This window comes from Tsuneonella sediminis, assembly GCF_051912845.1.
Lineage (GTDB): Bacteria > Pseudomonadota > Alphaproteobacteria > Sphingomonadales > Sphingomonadaceae > Tsuneonella > Tsuneonella sediminis.
In genome coordinates this window covers 40,469-57,272 of record NZ_JBNCBU010000001.1, presented here as the reverse complement: position 1 = coordinate 57,272, position 16,804 = coordinate 40,469, and the positions used below count along the sequence as shown (strand labels likewise).

Genomic DNA, 16,804 nt, shown 5'->3' with positions numbered 1-16,804 from the left:
ACCGTCAGATTCCCGCGATGATCTCGTCGGCGAGCTTGCGGTCGGCGTCCTCGCCGTGCTTCTCGGCGATGAGCTGGTGTGCAGCCGCGGCGGCGGCAGCGGCGGCCCTGTTACGCAGGTCGGTAACCGCATTGCGCTCGGCTGCCGCAATCTTCTCGGCCGCAAGCGCCTTGTGCCGTTCGATCAGCGCGGTGGCATCTTCCTGGGCCTTGGCCACGATCGCCTCGGCATCGCGCTCAGCGCGAACCCGCAGGTCCTCGATGTCCTTGTCGATCGCAGCGGCCTTGGCCGCATACTCGTTGCGCAGCGCCTCCGCCTCGGCACGCAGCGAGGCCGCTTCGTCGAGCTGCTTGCGGATACCCTCGATCCGGCTGTCGAGGATGCCCGCGATGATCCGGGGCACGCCGGCCCACAGCATGATCGCGAAAACCAGCAGCATGGCGATGGCTGTCCACCCGTGCGGGGCGATCCCGAACGCGGTGGGGTAGACGTGTTCGCCGGTCTCGTGCGCGGCAGCGGCAAGCAAATCAAGCACGGTTCAGGGCTCCGGCAACGGCCTTGCGGGCGGCGGCTTCTTCGACCGACTTGCCCGTGAGTTTGGCGACGATGTCGCGGGCGGCGTCGGCGGCCACATTCTCGATCTCGGCGAGGGCACTTGCGCGCGCCGCGTCGAGTTCGGCTGCCGCGTCCTGCGCCTTCTTGTCGAGCCGCTTGTCCGCCGCCGCGACCCGCTTGGCGGCATCCGCCGCAGAGGCTTCACGCGCGGCGTTGGCTCTCGCGTGCGCCTCCTCGTGAGCGGCGTTCATCTTCGCCCGCCATGCATCTTCGGTCGCATCGGCTTCGTTGCGAAGGCGCTCGGCCTCTGCAAGGTCGGCCGCGATCTTCGCATCGCGCTCGTCCACCGTCGCCTCGACCTTGGGGACGATACCCTTGCCGACGAAGAAGTAGATCGCGCCCAGCACCAGCAGAAGCCAGAACCACTGCGAGAGATAGACGAGTTCGAGTTGCGATAGCTGTGGCATCGATCGGTCCGCGTTGAATGCGCCGGCCCGCGTCTGCGGCGGGCCGGCAGATTATCGGCTCAGACGGCCGGCGGAGCGTAGAGGATGATCATCGCCACGGCGAACGCCATCAGGCCGAGCAGCTCGGCGGCGGCGAAGCCGATGTAGAGCGTGCCGGTCTGGCCACCGGCGGCCGCCGGGTTGCGCAGCGCGCCCTGGAGGAACGAGCCGAAAACGTAGCCCACGCCCGCCGCGGCGGCGCCGACGCCGATCGCCGCGATGCCCGCGCCGATGACCTGTGCAGAAGAAAGTTCCATGTTCCGATAACTCCGTTGGAAATTGAGCTTAGTGAAGGTTGACTGCGTCGTTGATGTAGAGCGCGGTGAGCAGCGCGAAAACGAAGGCCTGGATCGCGCCGACGAGCAGTTCGAGCGCGCTGACGAACATCACGAACACGAACGAGAGAAGGCCGATGCTGAAGCCGGCCGCGCTGCCTGCGCTGAAGCCCTGAACGACGAAGTTGCCGAAGACGTCGAGGAGGACGTGGCCAGCGAACATCGCGATGAAAGGCCGCAGGCCGAGGCTGAACGGGCGCACGAGGAAGCTGATGAATTCCACGGGCGCGATGAAGAACTTCATCACCAGCGGGGTGCCATGCGGCACGAACAGCGAGAAGAACTTCAGCCCGTGCTTCCAGAACCCGACGCCCAGCACGATCGCGAAGCTGATGATGCTCATGAAGCCGGTGATCGTGAAATGGCTGGTGACGGTGAACGGGTGCGGGCCAAACACCGCGAAGGGCATGGCGCCCATCCAGTTCGCGACCAGGATGAAGATGAACGCGGTGAACACCCAGGGAAGGTACTTGCGGCCTTCCTTGCCGATGCTTTCACGGGTGATGTTGTCCACGAACCCGGTCAGCATCTCGACCGCGGCCTGCCAGCGGCCCGGAACGAGCTGGCGCTGGCGCCCCCCCCACATGAACACGACGATCGTGGCGAGCACGAACAGCATCCACAGCGCGGAGTTTGTGAACTGGAAGGGACTCGCGGCCAGTTGATCCGCCCCGATGGGCGTGATCTGGAACTGGCTCATGGGATCGATCTTGGCAGCAGCGGCCACTGGTTTTTCTTTCCCTGTCGGTCGCGGCGCCTAGCGCGCCTGGTTCTTGTTCATGCGGATCACGTGGATGCACGCGCCGGCAAAGGCGAGAAACATCAGCGCGATGGTGATCCAGGGCAACGTGTCCAGCCAGTTGTCGAGGAACAGGCCGATCAGGATGCCGCCGAGCGGATAGCCGACCATCGTCGAGATGACCTGCATCCCGGTGGCCTGTCCGCCGCGCATCGGGCCGTGCTCCTTGGCAATGCGATCGTCCTCGGCCTTGCGCGCGGCAGTGATCCGGTTCTCGAGCGAATCGAGCTTGGGATCCTCGCCGATGGGTGCGTTTTCGGGTTCGTCGGCCACGAAGGAACTTCGCCTCGATGCTTGCAAAAAGATGGGCGGCCTGGTGGATACCGGGCCGCGGACGCGCCGCCCTTAGGTGGGGGGCAAGCGCGAGTCAACCGGTCGAACCGCGACCCGTGTCGCTCCGGGGGGTTGCCAAGCGGCGATCCATCGGCAAGGCGACGGGCATGGCTCAGAAACCCATTCCGTTTGCCGAAAGATTGTCTCCCGTCCGGGCGCTGTTCACCTCGGATGCCCGCGAAGGTGTGCTGCTGATCGCGATTGCTGTTCTGGCGATGGTCGTCGCGAATTCCGCGTGGGGCCCTGGCTACCACGCGCTGTTCCATGCCCCGCTTGCCTGGACGCCGATCGCCAAGCTGTGGAACGCGCACCTGTGGATCAACGACGCGCTGATGGTCGTGTTCTTTTTCGTGGTCGGCCTCGAGGTGAAGCGCGAACTCGTGGAAGGTGACCTGTCAAATCCGCAGGCGCGCCGCCTGCCGGTCATCGCCGCAGTGGCCGGGATGATTGTGCCGGCCGCGCTCTTTCTTGCGCTCGTCGGAGATGATCCGGCCCTTTACCGCGGCTGGGCCATCCCGGCCGCGACCGACATCGCCTTTGCGATGGGCGTCATCGGTCTGCTCGGACGACGCGTACCCGGAACGTTGCGGCTCTTCCTCCTGACGGTCGCAATCGTCGATGACATAGGCGCCGTGATCATCATCGCCGCGTTCTATACGCTGGAGGTGAAGGGTATCTGGCTGATCGCGTCGATCGCGGTTGCGATCGGGATGGCGCTGATGAACCTGATGCGGGTGGACCGGATCTGGGCCTATTTCCTCGCCACGGTGGTCCTGTGGTTGTGCGTCCTCAACTCGGGTGTGCACGCGACCATCGCGGGGGTCGTCGCCGCGCTGATGGTCCCGATGTATCGGCGCAACGGGCGGCACCTGCTCGAAAAGGTCGAACACCGGCTGGCCCCGTGGAACGCCTATTTCGTCGTCCCGGTATTCGCGCTCGCGAATGCCGGGGTCGACCTGCGCGAACTCGGCATGGCCGGGATCTTTGCCCCCCTCCCCCTCGCCATCGCGGCGGGCCTTTTCCTTGGCAAGCAGGTCGGCATTCTCGGGGCCGTTTCGGCCGCTCACCGCCTTGGCATCGCCCGCAAACCGGCGGGCGCCACCTGGCTGCAGGTATGGGGGATCGCGATCCTGTGCGGGATCGGCTTCACCATGAGCCTGTTCATCGCCGCACTCGCCTTCGCGAACGACGCGCTTCTTTATGAAGAGGCCAAGATCGGGGTGCTGCTCGGCACCCTCCTGTCGCTGACCATGGGTTACCTGCTCCTGCGCTTCGGCCACAGGCCCGCGTCAGCCGCAGCCGCGGAGAACGAGGGAAGGCAGCCTGTCACGGCCGAATAGCGAAGCGGGCCTGCCCCGTTACCAAGTGCCGGTGTTGGACATGCTCGCCCATGGCTCACGGGGAGGCAGGTGGCCTTCCTGCAGCAGTTCGACCGAGATACCGTCGGGGGATTTCACGAACGCCATGTGTCCATCCCGCGGCGGGCGGTTAATGGTGTGGCCGGCAGCCTGCAGGCGTTCGCAAGTCTCGTAGATATCGTCGACGCGGTAGGCGAGGTGGCCGAAGTTGCGTCCCCCGCCGTACTCCTCGGGCGCACTCCCGTCCGCGGGAGGCCAGTTGTAGGTCAATTCGACTTCGGCGACCCCTTCCTGTCCGGGGGCGGCAAGGAAGATCAGCGTGTAGCGGCCCTGCTCGCTCTCGAAGCGCCGCACTTCCTCGAGCCCGACGAGTTTGAAGAAGCCGACGGTCGCATCCGGGTCGGTGACGCGGATCATCGTGTGCAGGTATTTCGCCATCTTCGGGCCTCCATTCAAAATCGGTTCATCGATAAAAATGCACGGTTCGTCCCACGGGTCGCGCCGCCAGCAGGAAAGCCTTAGCGATGACTGACGCGATCGATCAATCCAGCCGCGCCCCACTTGCCCCCAATGCCGCCGGACCCCGCGACGGCTCGGCTCTGCGATGGCTGGCTCCGTCGGCAGTACTGGCCCTGGGCCTTGTCGCCGGCGGCTACCTGCTGGGCAACGGCCTGTTGCGAGCCAAGGAGGCGGACCGCGCGGTGACCGTGCGCGGACTGGCCGAGCGCGACGTCACTGCCGACCTCGCGACGTGGACCATCTCCTATTCGGCCACCGGAGAGAACCTGCCGGCGGTTCAGGCGAAAGTGCGCTCCGACACGGAAACGATCGCGCGGTTCTTCGCCGATCTGGGCTTTCCGGGCGATGCCCTGCAGCCCATCGGGGCGAACGTGTCGACCTTCTCCGACCGCGGGGTAACCCGTTACACCGTGCGCCAACGGCTCGCTCTGCGAACGAAGGACATCGAGCGGGCGCAGCGCGCGGTCGCGCGGCAGTTCGACCTCGTCAATCGCGGAGTCCTGCTCGAGGAAGGCAGCGGGATGGCCTATACCTTCACCGGGCTCAATGCGATCAAGCCTGAAATGGTGGCGCAGGCGACCCGCGACTCGCGCGCGGCCGCCGAACAGTTCGCCCAGGACAGTGGCACGAGCGTCGGCTCGATCCGCGATGCGACGCAAGGCTATTTCGAGATCGAATCGCGAGACGGCGACAGCGGCGGCGGCTGGGGTGTCTCCGACACGCCCTACAAGAAGGTCCGGGTCGTCACGACGATCAACTTCTCGCTCGGCTGAAAGCGACGGCGGGAGCGGCGCGCCGCCCCCGCCGCTCGAGGATCAGAAGCTGGCGCTGAGCGAGACCACGACCGCGTCGTCGGTGAAGCCGTCGATCGACGGCCCTTCCACGCCGACATACGATACGCCCAGGGAAAGACTGCCGAGGACCGCTGCGCTGGCGCCGATCGACCAGTCGAAACCGGTGTCGTCCCCGGTTCCTGCAAGGAACGGCGGGGCGAGCACGCCATCCGTGTACCCCAGATGTGCCGACAGGCTGAACGGGGTCTGCGGGATCCCGGTGCTGAGCTCGGTATGTATGTAGAGATTGTCGTCGTTGCCGAGGGACGACTGGTCCCACGCGTAATTCACGCCCAGCTTGGCCTCTACCGGGCCAAGCTGCCCGGAGACGGTCGCGTAAGGCTCCCAGTACTGCGCCTTGAAACCCTTGGCGTTCGTGGGATAGGCGTAAAGCAGGATGCCGACGTCAAGGCCGACACCTTCGGCCACGTCGCCGCTCCAGCCTCCGAAGAGGTCGAGTTCCATATCGCCATAGACGTCGGTACCGCCGTCGTCGATCGAGCTCCCCCAGGTGCCGACGTAGAAACCGCTGTCATGGGACACGGTAATACCCCCCTGCACGGCGGGATCGCCTCCCGACAGCGAGACGCCGCGGAAGCGGTAGTCGGAAACCAGGGTGACACTGCCCGACAGGGTGACCGGGCTTGCGGCCTCGTCCTGGGCAAATGCGGGTGCCGCGACGAATGCAGAAGCGGAAATGAACGTTGCGGCTACGATGCCGCGGATGGACGTGAGCATGGCAAACTCCTTTGGGTTTGTGCCTCGTTCCACCTGCGCACACACCGGGGGTCTGTCGTTACCGCAGACCTCCTTCCGGCAGATGCGTAACTTTCTTGCCCGTTCATGCTGCATCGCACAAGATGAAAATGCGGTTCGTCGGGAAGCGATCCCCAGGTGTTGATTTCGTGCACCAGCGCACCAGTTCACGCGCGGCTCATGGATTGCCGCCCATCGGCGGCTCGCCTATGCGGCGCCCGCTACCCTGCAAGAGGACGACCCTGCCCAAGCCGATGTTCGAACCGCTACGCCAGTTTTTCCGTTCCAGGCCGACCCCGGTCCGTGCCGCGGTCCCCGCGGGCGAGCGTTATTATGCAATCGGCGACATTCACGGCCGCCATGACCTCTTCGCGGCGCTCGTCGGCGCGATCGACGCCGACGATAACGAAGGAGCCGCGGCACGCAGCACGGCGATACTCCTGGGCGATCTCGTCGACCGTGGGCCGCACAGCGCCGCCGTGGTCGACCTCGCGATCGACTGGAGCAAGCGCCGGCGGGTCGAACTGCTCGCGGGCAACCATGAAGAGATGTTTCTCGACTCTTTCGAGGACGAGGCGGTGCTGCGCCATTTCCTGCGCCACGGGGGCCGCGAAACCGTGCTGAGTTACGGAGTCGAGCGAGCGGCGTACGACGAGGCCACGCTGCCCGAACTGCAGGCGCTGATGAAGGACGTGGTTCCGCTGGCGCACCGCGAGTTCCTCGCAGAGGGCAAGGATCACCTCGTCGCCGGTGATTACCTTTTCGTCCATGCGGGCATCGCACCGAACGTACCCCTGGCAGAGCAGAAACAACACCATCTGCGCTGGATTCGCGAGCCGTTCCTCGATCACGAGGCACCCCACGAACACTTTGTCGTCCATGGACACACGATAACCGACGGGGTCGACATCCGGTCCAATCGCCTCGGCATCGATACCGGCGCATACCGCACGGGGCGGTTGACGGCCCTTGTGCTCGAGGGCGAGGGTCGGCGGATGATCCAGGCGGTCGAAAGCGATGGTGTCATCACCATTGAAACGGGGGTTTGCGAACGATGAAGATTGCGATGGTCGGCTCGGGCTATGTCGGCCTGGTATCGGGCGCGTGCTTTGCCGATTTCGGGCACGAGGTCGTGTGCATCGACAAGGACCAGCCGAAGATCGACCGACTGCGTAACGGCATCATGCCGATCTACGAGCCGGGCCTCGACGCGCTCGTCGAGAGCAACGTCAAGGCAGGGCGCCTGTCGTTCTCGACCGATCTTGCCCAGGGGATCGAAGGGGCAGCCGCAATCTTCATCGCGGTTGGCACCCCGAGCCGCCGCGGCGACGGGCACGCCGACCTGTCCTACGTTTACGCGGTCGCGAAGGAAGTCGCGGAAAGCCTTGCCGGCGACGCTGTCGTGGTGACGAAATCGACCGTCCCGGTGGGTACCGGAGACGAGGTCGAGCGGATCATTGCGGACAGCGGCTGCGCCCACCGGGTATCGGTTGTTTCGAACCCGGAATTCCTGCGCGAGGGCGCCGCGATCGGCGATTTCAAGCGGCCCGACCGGATCGTCATCGGCGCAGAGGACGATTTCGGACGCGAGGTCATGCGCGAGGTCTATCGGCCGCTGTTCCTCAACGAATCGCCGATCCTGTTCACCGGGCGTCGCACGAGCGAGCTTATCAAATACGCCGCCAACGCCTTCCTCGCGACGAAGATCACCTTCATTAACGAGATGGCCGACCTGTGCGAAAAGGTCGGGGCAAACGTTCAGGACGTTGCGCGCGGCATCGGGATGGACGGGCGCATCGGCGCCAAGTTCCTTCATGCCGGCCCCGGCTATGGCGGCAGCTGCTTTCCCAAGGACACGCTGGCGCTGCTCAAGACCGCCGAGGACGCGGGCAGCCCGACGCGGATCGTCGAGGCAGTGGTCAAGGTCAACGACAGCCGCAAGCGGGCGATGGGCCGCAAGGTGATCGACGCGCTGGGCGGCGCGGACGCCGCGCGCGGGAAGACGGTTGCGCTGCTTGGTCTCACGTTCAAGCCGAACACCGACGACATGCGCGACAGCCCCGCGATCGCGATCGCGCAGGCGCTGGTCGACAACGGCGTGGCGGTGACCGCCTACGACCCGGAAGGGATGGAGCAGGCAAGGCCGCTGATGCCCGAGGTAACGATGTGCGACAGCCCCTATGCCGCGCTCGAAGGCGCGGACGCGGCGGCGATCGTGACCGAATGGGACGCGTTCCGCGCGCTCGACCTTCAAAAGGTGAAAGGCATGATGAACGCTCCGGTCCTCGTTGACCTGAGGAACATCTACCGGCCGGCCGACGTCCGCGCCGCCGGCTTCGCCTACACCAGCATCGGGCGGGACTGACCGTCCCGCCCGCGCCGCCGGATCATTTCTTGCCGGCGAGTTCCCGCACCAGAGCGGGCGCCGGATAGATCTTCTCGAGCGCCTCCTGGATGGCGTCGGTCGATACGACGACCGTACGGTTTACCGTGCCGTCGTAGCCGTAGTTCCCGCCGAGCGAGTGGATGTTCCCGTCGAATGCCGCGCCGATCACCGTGCCTGCGCGGTCGATCACCGGCGAACCCGAATTGCCGCCGATGATGTCGTTGGTGGTCACGAAGTCGAACGTGGCGTTGGGATCGATCTTGCTCTTCGCCGCCACGAATCCCGGTGCGGCATCGTAGGGCGCATTTCCGGTCGCGCGCTCGAACGTGCCGCCCATCGTGGTCTGGAACGGGACCTTGTTGCCCCGTTCGGTCCATCCCGCGACCTTCCCGTAGCTGATCCGCAGGGTGAATGTGGCATCGGGATAGTTCGAATCTGCGTACGCGGCGAAGCGTGCATCCGAGAGCTGCCCCCCGGCAATCGCCAGAGGACCGGAGTATTGCGCATCGGTCAGCTTGCGCAGCTCGCGCTGGCGGTCGGCTAGCCGCAGGGCATAGAGGATCATCGGGTCTTCCGATGCCTTGATCGCCTTCAACCCGCCGTCCCACAGCGCCCTTCGAACTGCCGGGTCGGCAAGCTTCGTCCCCGCTACGAGCGATTCGCTCAGGCCTTCGGGACTTGCCTTACCGAGCAGGAGCTTGGTGTCCGGATCGTCCGCGCCGAGATATTCGCGCGCCTTCGACAGGCTCCACTCGAGCATGAGCTGGTCGAGCCACGGGTGGACGGGCCGCTCGTCGAGCAGCTGCTTCTCGACCAGCGGCAGCCGGCTGTCGGTATAGCCCGGCAGACGCTCGCCGTTCGGCTTCTCGCGCTCCTGCGCGGCGAACACGAGCGTCCGCGCGTAGGCGTAGAGGTCGCTCGAGGGGTCGGTGAACCGCAAGGGCAGGTAGAGCGAGCGGTAGGCCGTCACCGCAGCGTCGACGGTCGACCAGGGATCCCCGATCTTATCGTTGCCGGCGCTCTTCGCCTTGAGGTCGGCCTCCGCCGCGGCAAGCTTGCCGGTGAAGGCAGGATCGTTGAGGGCCTTGGTCCGTCCGATATAGACCTTGAGGCTGTTTTCGACGCCGTTGAGGGTGTCGAGCGCCTCGCGCTCCTTTTCCGGGCTTTCGTCCATTGCGCGGATAAGACGGCCGCGAAGCTCGGACAGGGTCGTCAGAGTGACGGGCAGGCGGACCTCGCGCTCGAAGGCCAGCTGGCTGCCGGTCCACAGGCGGCTCGTGGAGCCCGGATTGCCGACGACGAAGGTTGCCTCACCCTCCCTGGGCGGACGCGGGTTCCACTTGAGATGCTGCGGGGTCGCGACCGGCTTGCCGTTCTCGTAGGCGCGCAGGAAGCTCCCATCGAGCGAATAGCGGGGGAAGTTGAAGTTGTCGGGATCGCCCCCGAACGTCGCCGCGCGGTCCTCGGGCGCCCAGACGAGGCGGACGTCGGAGTACTTGCGGTAGGTGTAGAGCTTGTACTGGCCGCCGCCGAACAGCGTGACCACCTGGCAGCGGGTAGTGGCAAGGTCGCTGCACCCGGCCTTTTCGATTGCCGCGATCTCGGCATCGCGGGCCTTGGTCAGCGCTTCGCCGGTCAGCGTCCCCATCGCCCCCTTCACCCGGTCGGTGACGTCGGCAATGGAGGTGACCACCTCTGCCTGCTGGCCCGGGCACTTGAGTTCGTCGTCGCGGCGCGACGAGACGAAACCGTCATTGAGATAGTCCTTGGCCGCAGTCGAGTTGTCGGCAAGGCACGCGGAGATGCAGTGATGGTTGGTGAGGATCAGGCCCTCGGGCGAAACGAAGCTGGCAGAGCATCCGCCGGTCAGGCGAACCGCGCCGCCGCGAACCTTGTCGAGCCAGGCCTGGTCGGGCGCCCAGCCGTAGTCCGCTTTCATCCGCTCGGCCGGGAAGGCGTCGAGCGTCCACATGCCCTCGTCGGCAGCGGCAGGCGCGGCGACGAAGGCGACGGCGGCAGCGGATGCGAACAAACCGAAACGTAGCATGATTCTCTCCTCGTTTCCCTTGAAACCGCCTATGCCGCCCTTACGCCCAAAGTCCACAATCCGAATGATTTTTGTGCCAGGGGGCCTGTAAGCCGGGTTCTGTCCGGCGGGCGGTATCGTTGCCGACCCACGCCGCCGTGGCAGCCATTCATCTCGGCGACGGATTGCTCCGTGCGCTCAAGCAGCCAACCCGGGTCTCTCGGGACGAAACGCCCCTGCTTTCGCGCGAGACCCCTATTTGGCCTTGCTCCGGGTGGGGTTTGCCGTGCGAGCCCTGTCGCCAGGACCCCGGTGCGCTCTTACCGCACCCTTTCAGCCTTACCTGCGGGCGCAGGCGGTCTACTCTCTGTGGCACTTTCCCTCGGGTTTCCCCGGGCGGGCGTTACCCGCCACCCTCGTTTCGTGGAGCCCGGACTTTCCTCGACGCTCGAAAAGCGACGCGGCTGCCCGGCCCCCTGGCGGCTTGCTATCTAGTCCGGCCCCGGTCGCGATCCAAGAGCAATCGGAACAGTATCGCGCGCACCTGGCCGTCGACCTCGCCGTCGATCTTTTCCGGCCGCCAGCGCCGCTGGAAGGCCTCGACCGCCTTGTGTCCCTCGGTCACGTCATAGCCGAACCGCTCGAGCGCGAGGTAGAACGAGGCGTCGTTGTCGAACGGATCCCCGGCCTCGAGCTTCTCGGGACGTGCGAGGCACAGCTTGTACTCGGCGAGGCGATCCCATGGAAACAGCTCGCCCGGATCGATCTTGCGCGCCGGAGCGACGTCGGAGTGGCCGACGACGTTGGCCCGCGGTATCTCGTAGCGGTCGACGATCCGGGCCAGCAGGGGGACGAGTGCCTCGAACTGCGCGTCGGAAAAATCGCGGTAGCCCAGCGCATGCCCGGGATGGTCGAGCTCGATGCCGATGCTCGCCGAATTGACGTCGCGGTGTCCCCGCCAGAAGCTGACGCCGGCGTGCCACGCGCGCTTGTCCTCGTCGACGAGCCGGATGACCTCGCCCGCCTCGCTGATCAGGTAATGCGCGCTGACCTTCGATTCCGGATCGGTCAATCTCTCGAGCGCCGCATCGGCATCCGGCATTTCGGTGTAATGGAGCACGACCATCGAGATCGGCAGCTTGCGTTCGTCCCAGTTGGGGGAAGGAACCGTGCGGTGGACGAGTTCGTCCATCGCTCAGCCTTCGGGCAGCACCGCGCCGAGCACGAGCGCGTCCTCGGAAAGCATGTACTGCAGCCCCCCTCCCGCCTGCTTTGCAAGGAGTGCCAGCATGTGCGCGGCCGCCGTGCGGCTCGACAGTTCTCCCGCGTCGAGGCGGTTCTCCAGCGCGCGGCCGATCGTCTCGTCGAAAGCGATGCGAGGCCCCGCTGCGCGCACCACGATCTCGCTTGCCCCGCCGCGGCTTTCCGCGCCGACGTCGAGCGTGCCCCCGCGGACCAGCGCGTCGAGGCCGATCTGCGCGAAATTGAGCAACACCTTGACCGCACCCTTCGGCAGGCGATCGGCGCTGAGGCCCCAGTTGAGCTCGACCCGGCGCGCGTCGCCGACCAGCGCCTCGGTCACGCGGCGCGCCTCGTCGACCGGGACGCTCTCCCCGAAGCCGCCGGCCGCACCGAAGGCGAGCCGGAAGAACTTGAGCTTGTCGGCACTGATCTTCGCGCTCTGCTCGAGCAGCTCGAGGCACTTCTGGCGCATCTCCGGGTCGCGCTCGTCGGCAAGAAGTTCGAGCCCGTTGCTCAACGCGCCAACCGGCGAGAGCAGGTCGTGGCACAGGCGCGAGCAGAGCATCGCGGCGAGGTCGAGTTCGGAAGTATCGTTCATCTAGAAAGGGAAGGTCCTGAAGCGTGTCACACGTGTCACACTGTCCTGATGCAAAAGATCGGGCGTCCGCACGGCCGGTAGAAGATGCCGCGCGAAAATGGATTGCTGGACAGCCATGCGCGCCGTCCTAGCCGTGCGAGGCGCGGTAGGAAAGCGGTTCGAACCCGCACGGGGTGTCGCGCCACCAGCCGACCCTGCCCTTTGAACGGTCGAACGCCACGATCGCCCACACCCTGCCGTCACCCGTTGCCTGCTTGCGGTCGGTCGCAGAAGGCCGAGGTGGCCCCGAAGGGTGCGAATGCCAGTATCCGATAACCGGCGGACCTCCGGAGCGGGCGGCGCGGTGGGCGTCGATAAGCGCCTGCGGATCGATCTCGAAATGCGTTTCGGGCTGCGGGTGCACATTGGCGCACCGGGTCGCGCTATCGATAACGTCGCCCTTGCCGAACAGCAGGCCGCAGGCCTCGCGGGGGCGCGCCGTGGCCGCATGCCCGACGATTGTAGCGACGACCCCGCTTGAGACTTCGATCTCCATCGCCCATTTCCCTAGCAATGGGGGACGGCGAAATCATCACCGGAGCGATTGCAGGCTCAGGCCGGCTCGACAGGGCGCTGGCCGATGCCACCGGGCTGTCGCGCGAACGGGTCAAGGCGCTGATCGCGGCCGGCGCGGTCGAGATCGACGACCGCCCCGTCTCGACCGCTTCGGCAAGGGTCGCCGCAGGCGCGGCGTTTTCGGTCGCCCTTCCACCGCCCGCCGCGCTCGACACGCCAGCGCAGGACATCCCGCTCGACATCGTGTTCGAGGACGAGCACCTGGTGGTCGTGAACAAGCCGGCCGGACTGGTGGTGCATCCTGCCGCGGGCAATCTCGACGGCACGCTCGTCAACGCGCTGCTTCATCACTGCGCGGGCCGGCTGTCGGGCATCAACGGGACCCTGCGCCCGGGAATCGTCCACCGCATCGACAAGGACACCTCGGGCCTGCTCGTGGTGGCCAAGAGCGACGCGGCGCACGAGGGACTGGCAGGGCAATTCGCGGATCACTCGATCGAGCGAACCTATCTTGCCGTCACCGGGGGAGAGCCGCGGCCCGCAGCAGGCCGTATCGAGGGACGGATCGGCCGCTCCGATGCAAACCGCAAGAAGATGGCAGTGCTCCCCGAAACCTCGGCGCGCGGCAAGCACGCGGTCACGCACTACCGCACCCTGCGCGCATTGCGCCACGCGGCGCTGGTCGAATGCCGTCTGGAGACCGGCCGGACCCACCAGGTCAGGGTTCACCTTGCGTCAATCGGTAATGCGCTACTGGGAGACCCTGTGTACGGTCGAACGCCCGCACCGCTGCGCCCCGTCCTTGCGGATCTCGGGTTCCGCCGCCAGGCGTTGCATGCCGCCAGCCTCGGCTTCGTACATCCGGTGACTGGCGATCGCCTCGCCTTTGCGACGGAACTACCCGCCGATATGGCGGAACTAATCGACCGAGTTGCTCATTGAAATCGACGAAAAGCACTCAACAGGCGACAGTGCTTCCTCTATATATGCTGAAGCGTGCCCCATCCGACGGATGCCCATCCGGGGTCCCGACAACGAGGGCGACGCGAGAAAGGTCAGGGTAGAAGTGAACAAGTCCAAGTCATTGTCTGTCCCGGCCCTGGGCGGTGAGGCGAGCCTCAACCGCTACCTGGCCGAGATCAAGAAATTCCCCATTCTCACGCCCGAGCAGGAATACATGCTCGCGAAGCGCTACGCCGAGCACGAGGACCCGGAAGCGGCCGCGCAGCTCGTCACCAGCCATCTGCGGCTCGTGGCTAAGATCGCCATGGGCTACCGCGGCTACGGCCTGCCCGTCAGCGACCTCATTTCCGAGGGCAACGTCGGCCTGATGCAGGGCGTCAAGAAGTTTGAACCCGATCGCGGCTTCCGCCTCGCGACCTACGCGATGTGGTGGATCAAGGCGTCGATCCAGGAGTTCATCCTGCGCTCCTGGTCGCTCGTCAAAATGGGCACCACTGCGGCGCAGAAGAAGCTGTTTTTCAACCTGCGGCGGATGAAGAAGGAGCTCGAGGCCTACGAGGACTCGGACCTTCATCCCGACGACGTGGCAAAGATCGCGACCGATCTCGGCGTGCCCGAGCAGGAAGTGATCAACATGAACCGCCGGATGATGATGGGCGGCGACGGTTCGCTCAACGTCTCGATGCGCGGTGCCGAGGAAGGCTCGGGCGAGTGGCAGGACTGGCTGCAGGACGATCGTCCGCTGCAGGACGAGACTGCTGCCGAGGCCGAGGAGGCGCAGGTCCGCCACGAGATGCTCGTCGAGGCGATGGACAGCCTCAACGAGCGCGAGAAGCACATCCTCACCGAGCGGCGGCTGACCGACAACCCGCAAACGCTCGAGGAGTTGAGCCAGGTCTACGACGTCAGCCGCGAGCGCATCCGCCAGATCGAGGTACGCGCGTTCGAGAAGCTGCAGAAGGCCATGCAGCGCATCGCCGGCGAGCGGTTGGCCCCAAGCGGCAGCATCGCGGCGCTCGCCGCCGGGTAACAGCAGGCTGAGGGACAAAGGGCCGCTCCTGCGGGGCGGCCCTTTTTGCTATTCGGCGGTGGTCGGATCGATCACGCTGCGCACCTGCGCGATCGAGTTCGCGGGGAAACCCGCGGTGTCCGCGTGCTTCCGGATCAGGTCCTCGCTCGGCGCGCGGTAGATGCAGTAGATCTTGTCATCGGTGACGTAGCTGTGGACCCACTGGATCTCCGGACCAAGGTCGCGCAGCACGCTGCACGACTGCTGCGATGCGCCCTGCAGGTCGCCGGGTCCGAGCGACCCGGCGCCGGGCATTTCGCGTTCGATCACGAATTGAGGCATGGCATTTCTCCCGTGCAGCCGATCTTGCCGTCTTGCGCCGCTTGATCGGGCAAGTCGATACCCCTAGCACCGGCTCCGATGCTGTGGTTCGCGAAGCTCTTCGCCAAGCTGTTCGCCGGGTTCGTGGTGCTCAGCCTCGCGCTGGTGCTTCTGTTCCGCTTCCTGCCCGTACCGGTCACCGCGACGATGCTGCTCGACGGCAATGGCATCACGAAGGACTGGGAGCCGCTGTCGAACATCGACCGCAACCTCGTGTCCGCCGTGATCGCGGCCGAAGACGGCAAATTCTGCAGCCACGACGGTTTCGACCGCGAGGCGATCGAGCAGGCGATCGAGCGCAATGCGAAAGGCGGCCGGATCAGGGGAGGATCGACGATCAGCCAGCAGACCGCCAAGAACGTCTTCCTGTGGCAGGGGGGCGGCTACATCCGCAAGGGGTTCGAGGCGTGGTTCACCTTCCTCATCGAGAACCTCTGGGGAAAGCGCCGGATCATGGAGGTCTACCTCAACGTCGCAGAAACCGGCATCGGGACCTATGGCGCGGAAGCCGGAGCACAGCGCTATTACGGGCACTCCGCGGCACGTCTTTCGCGCACCGAGGCGGCGCGGATGGCCGCGGCGCTGCCCCTCCCCAAGAAGCGCTCGGTGGTGAACCCGACCGGCTTCACGCGTCGCTACGGCAACACGATCGCGGCGCGCATCGGCATCGTGCGGCGCGACGGCCTCGATTCGTGCATTTACGGGTAGGCGATGGGCGCGGGGCATTCTCACGATCACGCGCATGGCGGGCCGCAGCGCGACTTCGGCGCGGCTTTCGCGCTGGGCGTCGTCCTCAATCTGGCGTTCGTGGTCGTCGAAGCGGTCTATGGTTTCATATCCGGCTCGATGGCGCTCATTGCCGACGCCGGCCACAACCTGAGCGACGTGCTCAGCCTTGCCCTTGCCTGGGCCGCAAGCGTGCTGGCGAGGCGTCCTGCAGGCGGCCGGTTCACCTACGGGTTCAAAAGCTCGACCATTCTCGCCGCGCTCGCGAATGCCGGGCTGCTCCTGGTGGCGATCGGCGGCATCGCGTTCGAAACCTTGCACCGGCTGGGGGAGCCGCCCGCGGTCGAAGGGCGCACGATGATCATCGTCGCCGGGATCGGCATCGTTATCAACGCGGGCACCGCCATGCTCTTCGCGCGGGGGCGCAAGCACGACATCAACATCCGCGGTGCATTCCTGCACATGGCCGCCGACGCTCTCGTCAGCCTTGGGGTGGTCATTGCCGGCGCACTCATCCTGTGGACCGGCCAGCGGTGGATCGACCCCTTCACCAGCCTGTTGATCGTCATCGTGATCGGCTGGGGGACCTGGGGTCTACTCAAGGACAGCGTCAAGCTGGGCCTTAACGCAGTTCCCGACCATATCGACGAGCAGGGGGTGCGCGCGCACATTGCGGGCCTTCCGGGCGTTGCCGCGGTGCACGATCTCCACATCTGGCCGATGAGCACGACCGAGGCCGCCCTGACCGCGCACCTCGTCATGCCCGGAGGGCACCCGGGTGACGCCTTCCTGCGCGACCTGAGCGAATCGCTGGACCACGAATTCCACATCGGTCATGTCACCATTCAGGTCGAAACCGGAGCTTGCGGGATGCGGCACGCGCATGACTAGCGACAGACGCGCTGTGCGCTGCGGGCGGGGACC

General features: G+C 65.9%; 20 protein-coding genes and 1 other RNA gene. 8 read left to right on the top strand and 13 right to left on the bottom strand.

Annotation, left to right across the window (positions count from 1 at the left end; translation table 11 throughout):
- Positions 1-4 precede the first annotated feature (4 nt).
- Genes ACPV3N_RS00295 through ACPV3N_RS00275 form a run of 5 tightly spaced genes read right to left on the bottom strand, consistent with a single transcriptional unit; the run spans position 5 to position 2,468 of the window.
- The gene (locus ACPV3N_RS00295; RefSeq protein WP_440113013.1) at positions 5-535 is read right to left on the bottom strand and encodes a F0F1 ATP synthase subunit B; all 531 of its coding nucleotides are present in this window, start codon (positions 533-535) and stop codon (positions 5-7) included.
- On the bottom strand, positions 528-1,022 hold the full coding sequence (locus ACPV3N_RS00290) for a F0F1 ATP synthase subunit B family protein (RefSeq protein ID WP_440113010.1): 495 nt from the start codon (positions 1,020-1,022) through the stop codon (positions 528-530). The genes ACPV3N_RS00295 and ACPV3N_RS00290 overlap by 8 nt, the downstream gene beginning before the upstream one ends.
- A 59-nt stretch (positions 1,023-1,081) precedes the next feature.
- On the bottom strand, positions 1,082-1,318 hold the full coding sequence (locus tag ACPV3N_RS00285; protein ID WP_440113007.1) for an ATP synthase subunit C-like protein: 237 nt from the start codon (positions 1,316-1,318) through the stop codon (positions 1,082-1,084).
- Positions 1,319-1,346: 28 nt separating this feature from the next.
- On the bottom strand, positions 1,347-2,123 hold the full coding sequence (locus ACPV3N_RS00280) for a F0F1 ATP synthase subunit A (protein WP_440113004.1): 777 nt from the start codon (positions 2,121-2,123) through the stop codon (positions 1,347-1,349).
- Between the two features lie 30 nt (positions 2,124-2,153).
- Positions 2,154-2,468: an AtpZ/AtpI family protein gene (locus ACPV3N_RS00275; protein WP_440113001.1), complete on the bottom strand. Its 315-nt coding sequence runs from the start codon at positions 2,466-2,468 to the stop codon at positions 2,154-2,156.
- Positions 2,469-2,635: 167 nt separating this feature from the next.
- On the opposite strand from ACPV3N_RS00275, the gene nhaA reads away from it, so the two are divergent.
- On the top strand, positions 2,636-3,868 hold the full coding sequence (nhaA, locus tag ACPV3N_RS00270; protein WP_440112998.1) for a Na+/H+ antiporter NhaA: 1,233 nt from the start codon (positions 2,636-2,638) through the stop codon (positions 3,866-3,868).
- An 18-nt stretch (positions 3,869-3,886) separates the two neighbouring features.
- Here the strand turns inward: nhaA and ACPV3N_RS00265 are convergent, their stop codons facing one another.
- Positions 3,887-4,324 carry a VOC family protein gene (locus ACPV3N_RS00265; RefSeq protein ID WP_440112995.1) on the bottom strand — a complete coding sequence of 146 codons (438 nt, stop codon included), beginning with the start codon at positions 4,322-4,324 and terminating at the stop codon, positions 3,887-3,889.
- Between the two features lie 86 nt (positions 4,325-4,410).
- Between ACPV3N_RS00265 and ACPV3N_RS00260 the strand changes: the two genes are divergently transcribed.
- On the top strand, positions 4,411-5,178 hold the full coding sequence (locus ACPV3N_RS00260) for an SIMPL domain-containing protein (RefSeq protein WP_440112992.1): 768 nt from the start codon (positions 4,411-4,413) through the stop codon (positions 5,176-5,178).
- A 42-nt stretch (positions 5,179-5,220) separates the two neighbouring features.
- Here the strand turns inward: ACPV3N_RS00260 and ACPV3N_RS00255 are convergent, their stop codons facing one another.
- Positions 5,221-5,976, bottom strand: a complete 756-nt coding sequence (locus ACPV3N_RS00255; RefSeq protein WP_440112989.1) for a TorF family putative porin — start codon at positions 5,974-5,976, stop codon at positions 5,221-5,223.
- A gap of 272 nt (positions 5,977-6,248) precedes the next feature.
- Between ACPV3N_RS00255 and ACPV3N_RS00250 the strand changes: the two genes are divergently transcribed.
- Positions 6,249-7,052: a metallophosphoesterase family protein gene (locus ACPV3N_RS00250; RefSeq protein WP_440112986.1), complete on the top strand. Its 804-nt coding sequence runs from the start codon at positions 6,249-6,251 to the stop codon at positions 7,050-7,052.
- Complete coding sequence (locus ACPV3N_RS00245; protein ID WP_440112983.1) at positions 7,049-8,359, top strand: UDP-glucose dehydrogenase family protein; 1,311 nt, start codon at positions 7,049-7,051, stop codon at positions 8,357-8,359. Before ACPV3N_RS00250 ends, ACPV3N_RS00245 begins: the two co-directional genes overlap by 4 nt.
- A 22-nt stretch (positions 8,360-8,381) precedes the next feature.
- Here the strand turns inward: ACPV3N_RS00245 and ACPV3N_RS00240 are convergent, their stop codons facing one another.
- The 5 genes from ACPV3N_RS00240 to ACPV3N_RS00220 form a co-directional block, all read right to left on the bottom strand.
- On the bottom strand, positions 8,382-10,427 hold the full coding sequence (locus tag ACPV3N_RS00240) for a S46 family peptidase (RefSeq protein ID WP_440112980.1): 2,046 nt from the start codon (positions 10,425-10,427) through the stop codon (positions 8,382-8,384).
- A 72-nt stretch (positions 10,428-10,499) separates the two neighbouring features.
- Positions 10,500-10,886, bottom strand: an RNA gene (gene rnpB, locus ACPV3N_RS00235) — RNase P RNA component class A.
- Between the two features lie 7 nt (positions 10,887-10,893).
- Positions 10,894-11,598 (bottom strand): N-acetylmuramoyl-L-alanine amidase, encoded by a 705-nt coding sequence (locus tag ACPV3N_RS00230; RefSeq protein ID WP_440112977.1) that lies wholly within the window; start codon positions 11,596-11,598, stop codon positions 10,894-10,896.
- 3 nt (positions 11,599-11,601) lie between these two features.
- On the bottom strand, positions 11,602-12,246 hold the full coding sequence (locus tag ACPV3N_RS00225) for a histidine phosphotransferase family protein (protein ID WP_440112974.1): 645 nt from the start codon (positions 12,244-12,246) through the stop codon (positions 11,602-11,604).
- A gap of 127 nt (positions 12,247-12,373) precedes the next feature.
- Positions 12,374-12,781, bottom strand: coding sequence for a M67 family metallopeptidase (locus ACPV3N_RS00220; protein WP_440112971.1), 408 nt, complete (start codon positions 12,779-12,781; stop codon positions 12,374-12,376).
- 17 nt (positions 12,782-12,798) lie between these two features.
- Between ACPV3N_RS00220 and ACPV3N_RS00215 the strand changes: the two genes are divergently transcribed.
- Positions 12,799-13,743, top strand: coding sequence for an RluA family pseudouridine synthase (locus tag ACPV3N_RS00215; protein ID WP_440112968.1), 945 nt, complete (start codon positions 12,799-12,801; stop codon positions 13,741-13,743).
- A gap of 70 nt (positions 13,744-13,813) precedes the next feature.
- Entirely contained in the window at positions 13,814-14,794 is a 981-nt protein-coding gene (gene rpoH, locus ACPV3N_RS00210; protein ID WP_440112965.1) for an RNA polymerase sigma factor RpoH, read from the top strand.
- A 48-nt stretch (positions 14,795-14,842) separates the two neighbouring features.
- On the opposite strand, the gene ACPV3N_RS00205 is transcribed toward rpoH, so the two are convergent.
- Positions 14,843-15,103 (bottom strand): DUF4242 domain-containing protein, encoded by a 261-nt coding sequence (locus tag ACPV3N_RS00205; RefSeq protein WP_440112963.1) that lies wholly within the window; start codon positions 15,101-15,103, stop codon positions 14,843-14,845.
- Between the two features lie 90 nt (positions 15,104-15,193).
- Here ACPV3N_RS00205 and mtgA point away from each other — a divergent pair, with 90 nt between their 5' ends.
- Positions 15,194-15,862, top strand: a complete 669-nt coding sequence (gene mtgA, locus ACPV3N_RS00200) for a monofunctional biosynthetic peptidoglycan transglycosylase (protein ID WP_440112961.1) — start codon at positions 15,194-15,196, stop codon at positions 15,860-15,862.
- A 3-nt stretch (positions 15,863-15,865) separates the two neighbouring features.
- Complete coding sequence (locus ACPV3N_RS00195; protein WP_440112958.1) at positions 15,866-16,771, top strand: cation diffusion facilitator family transporter; 906 nt, start codon at positions 15,866-15,868, stop codon at positions 16,769-16,771.
- The last annotated feature ends 33 nt before the right edge of the window (positions 16,772-16,804 follow it).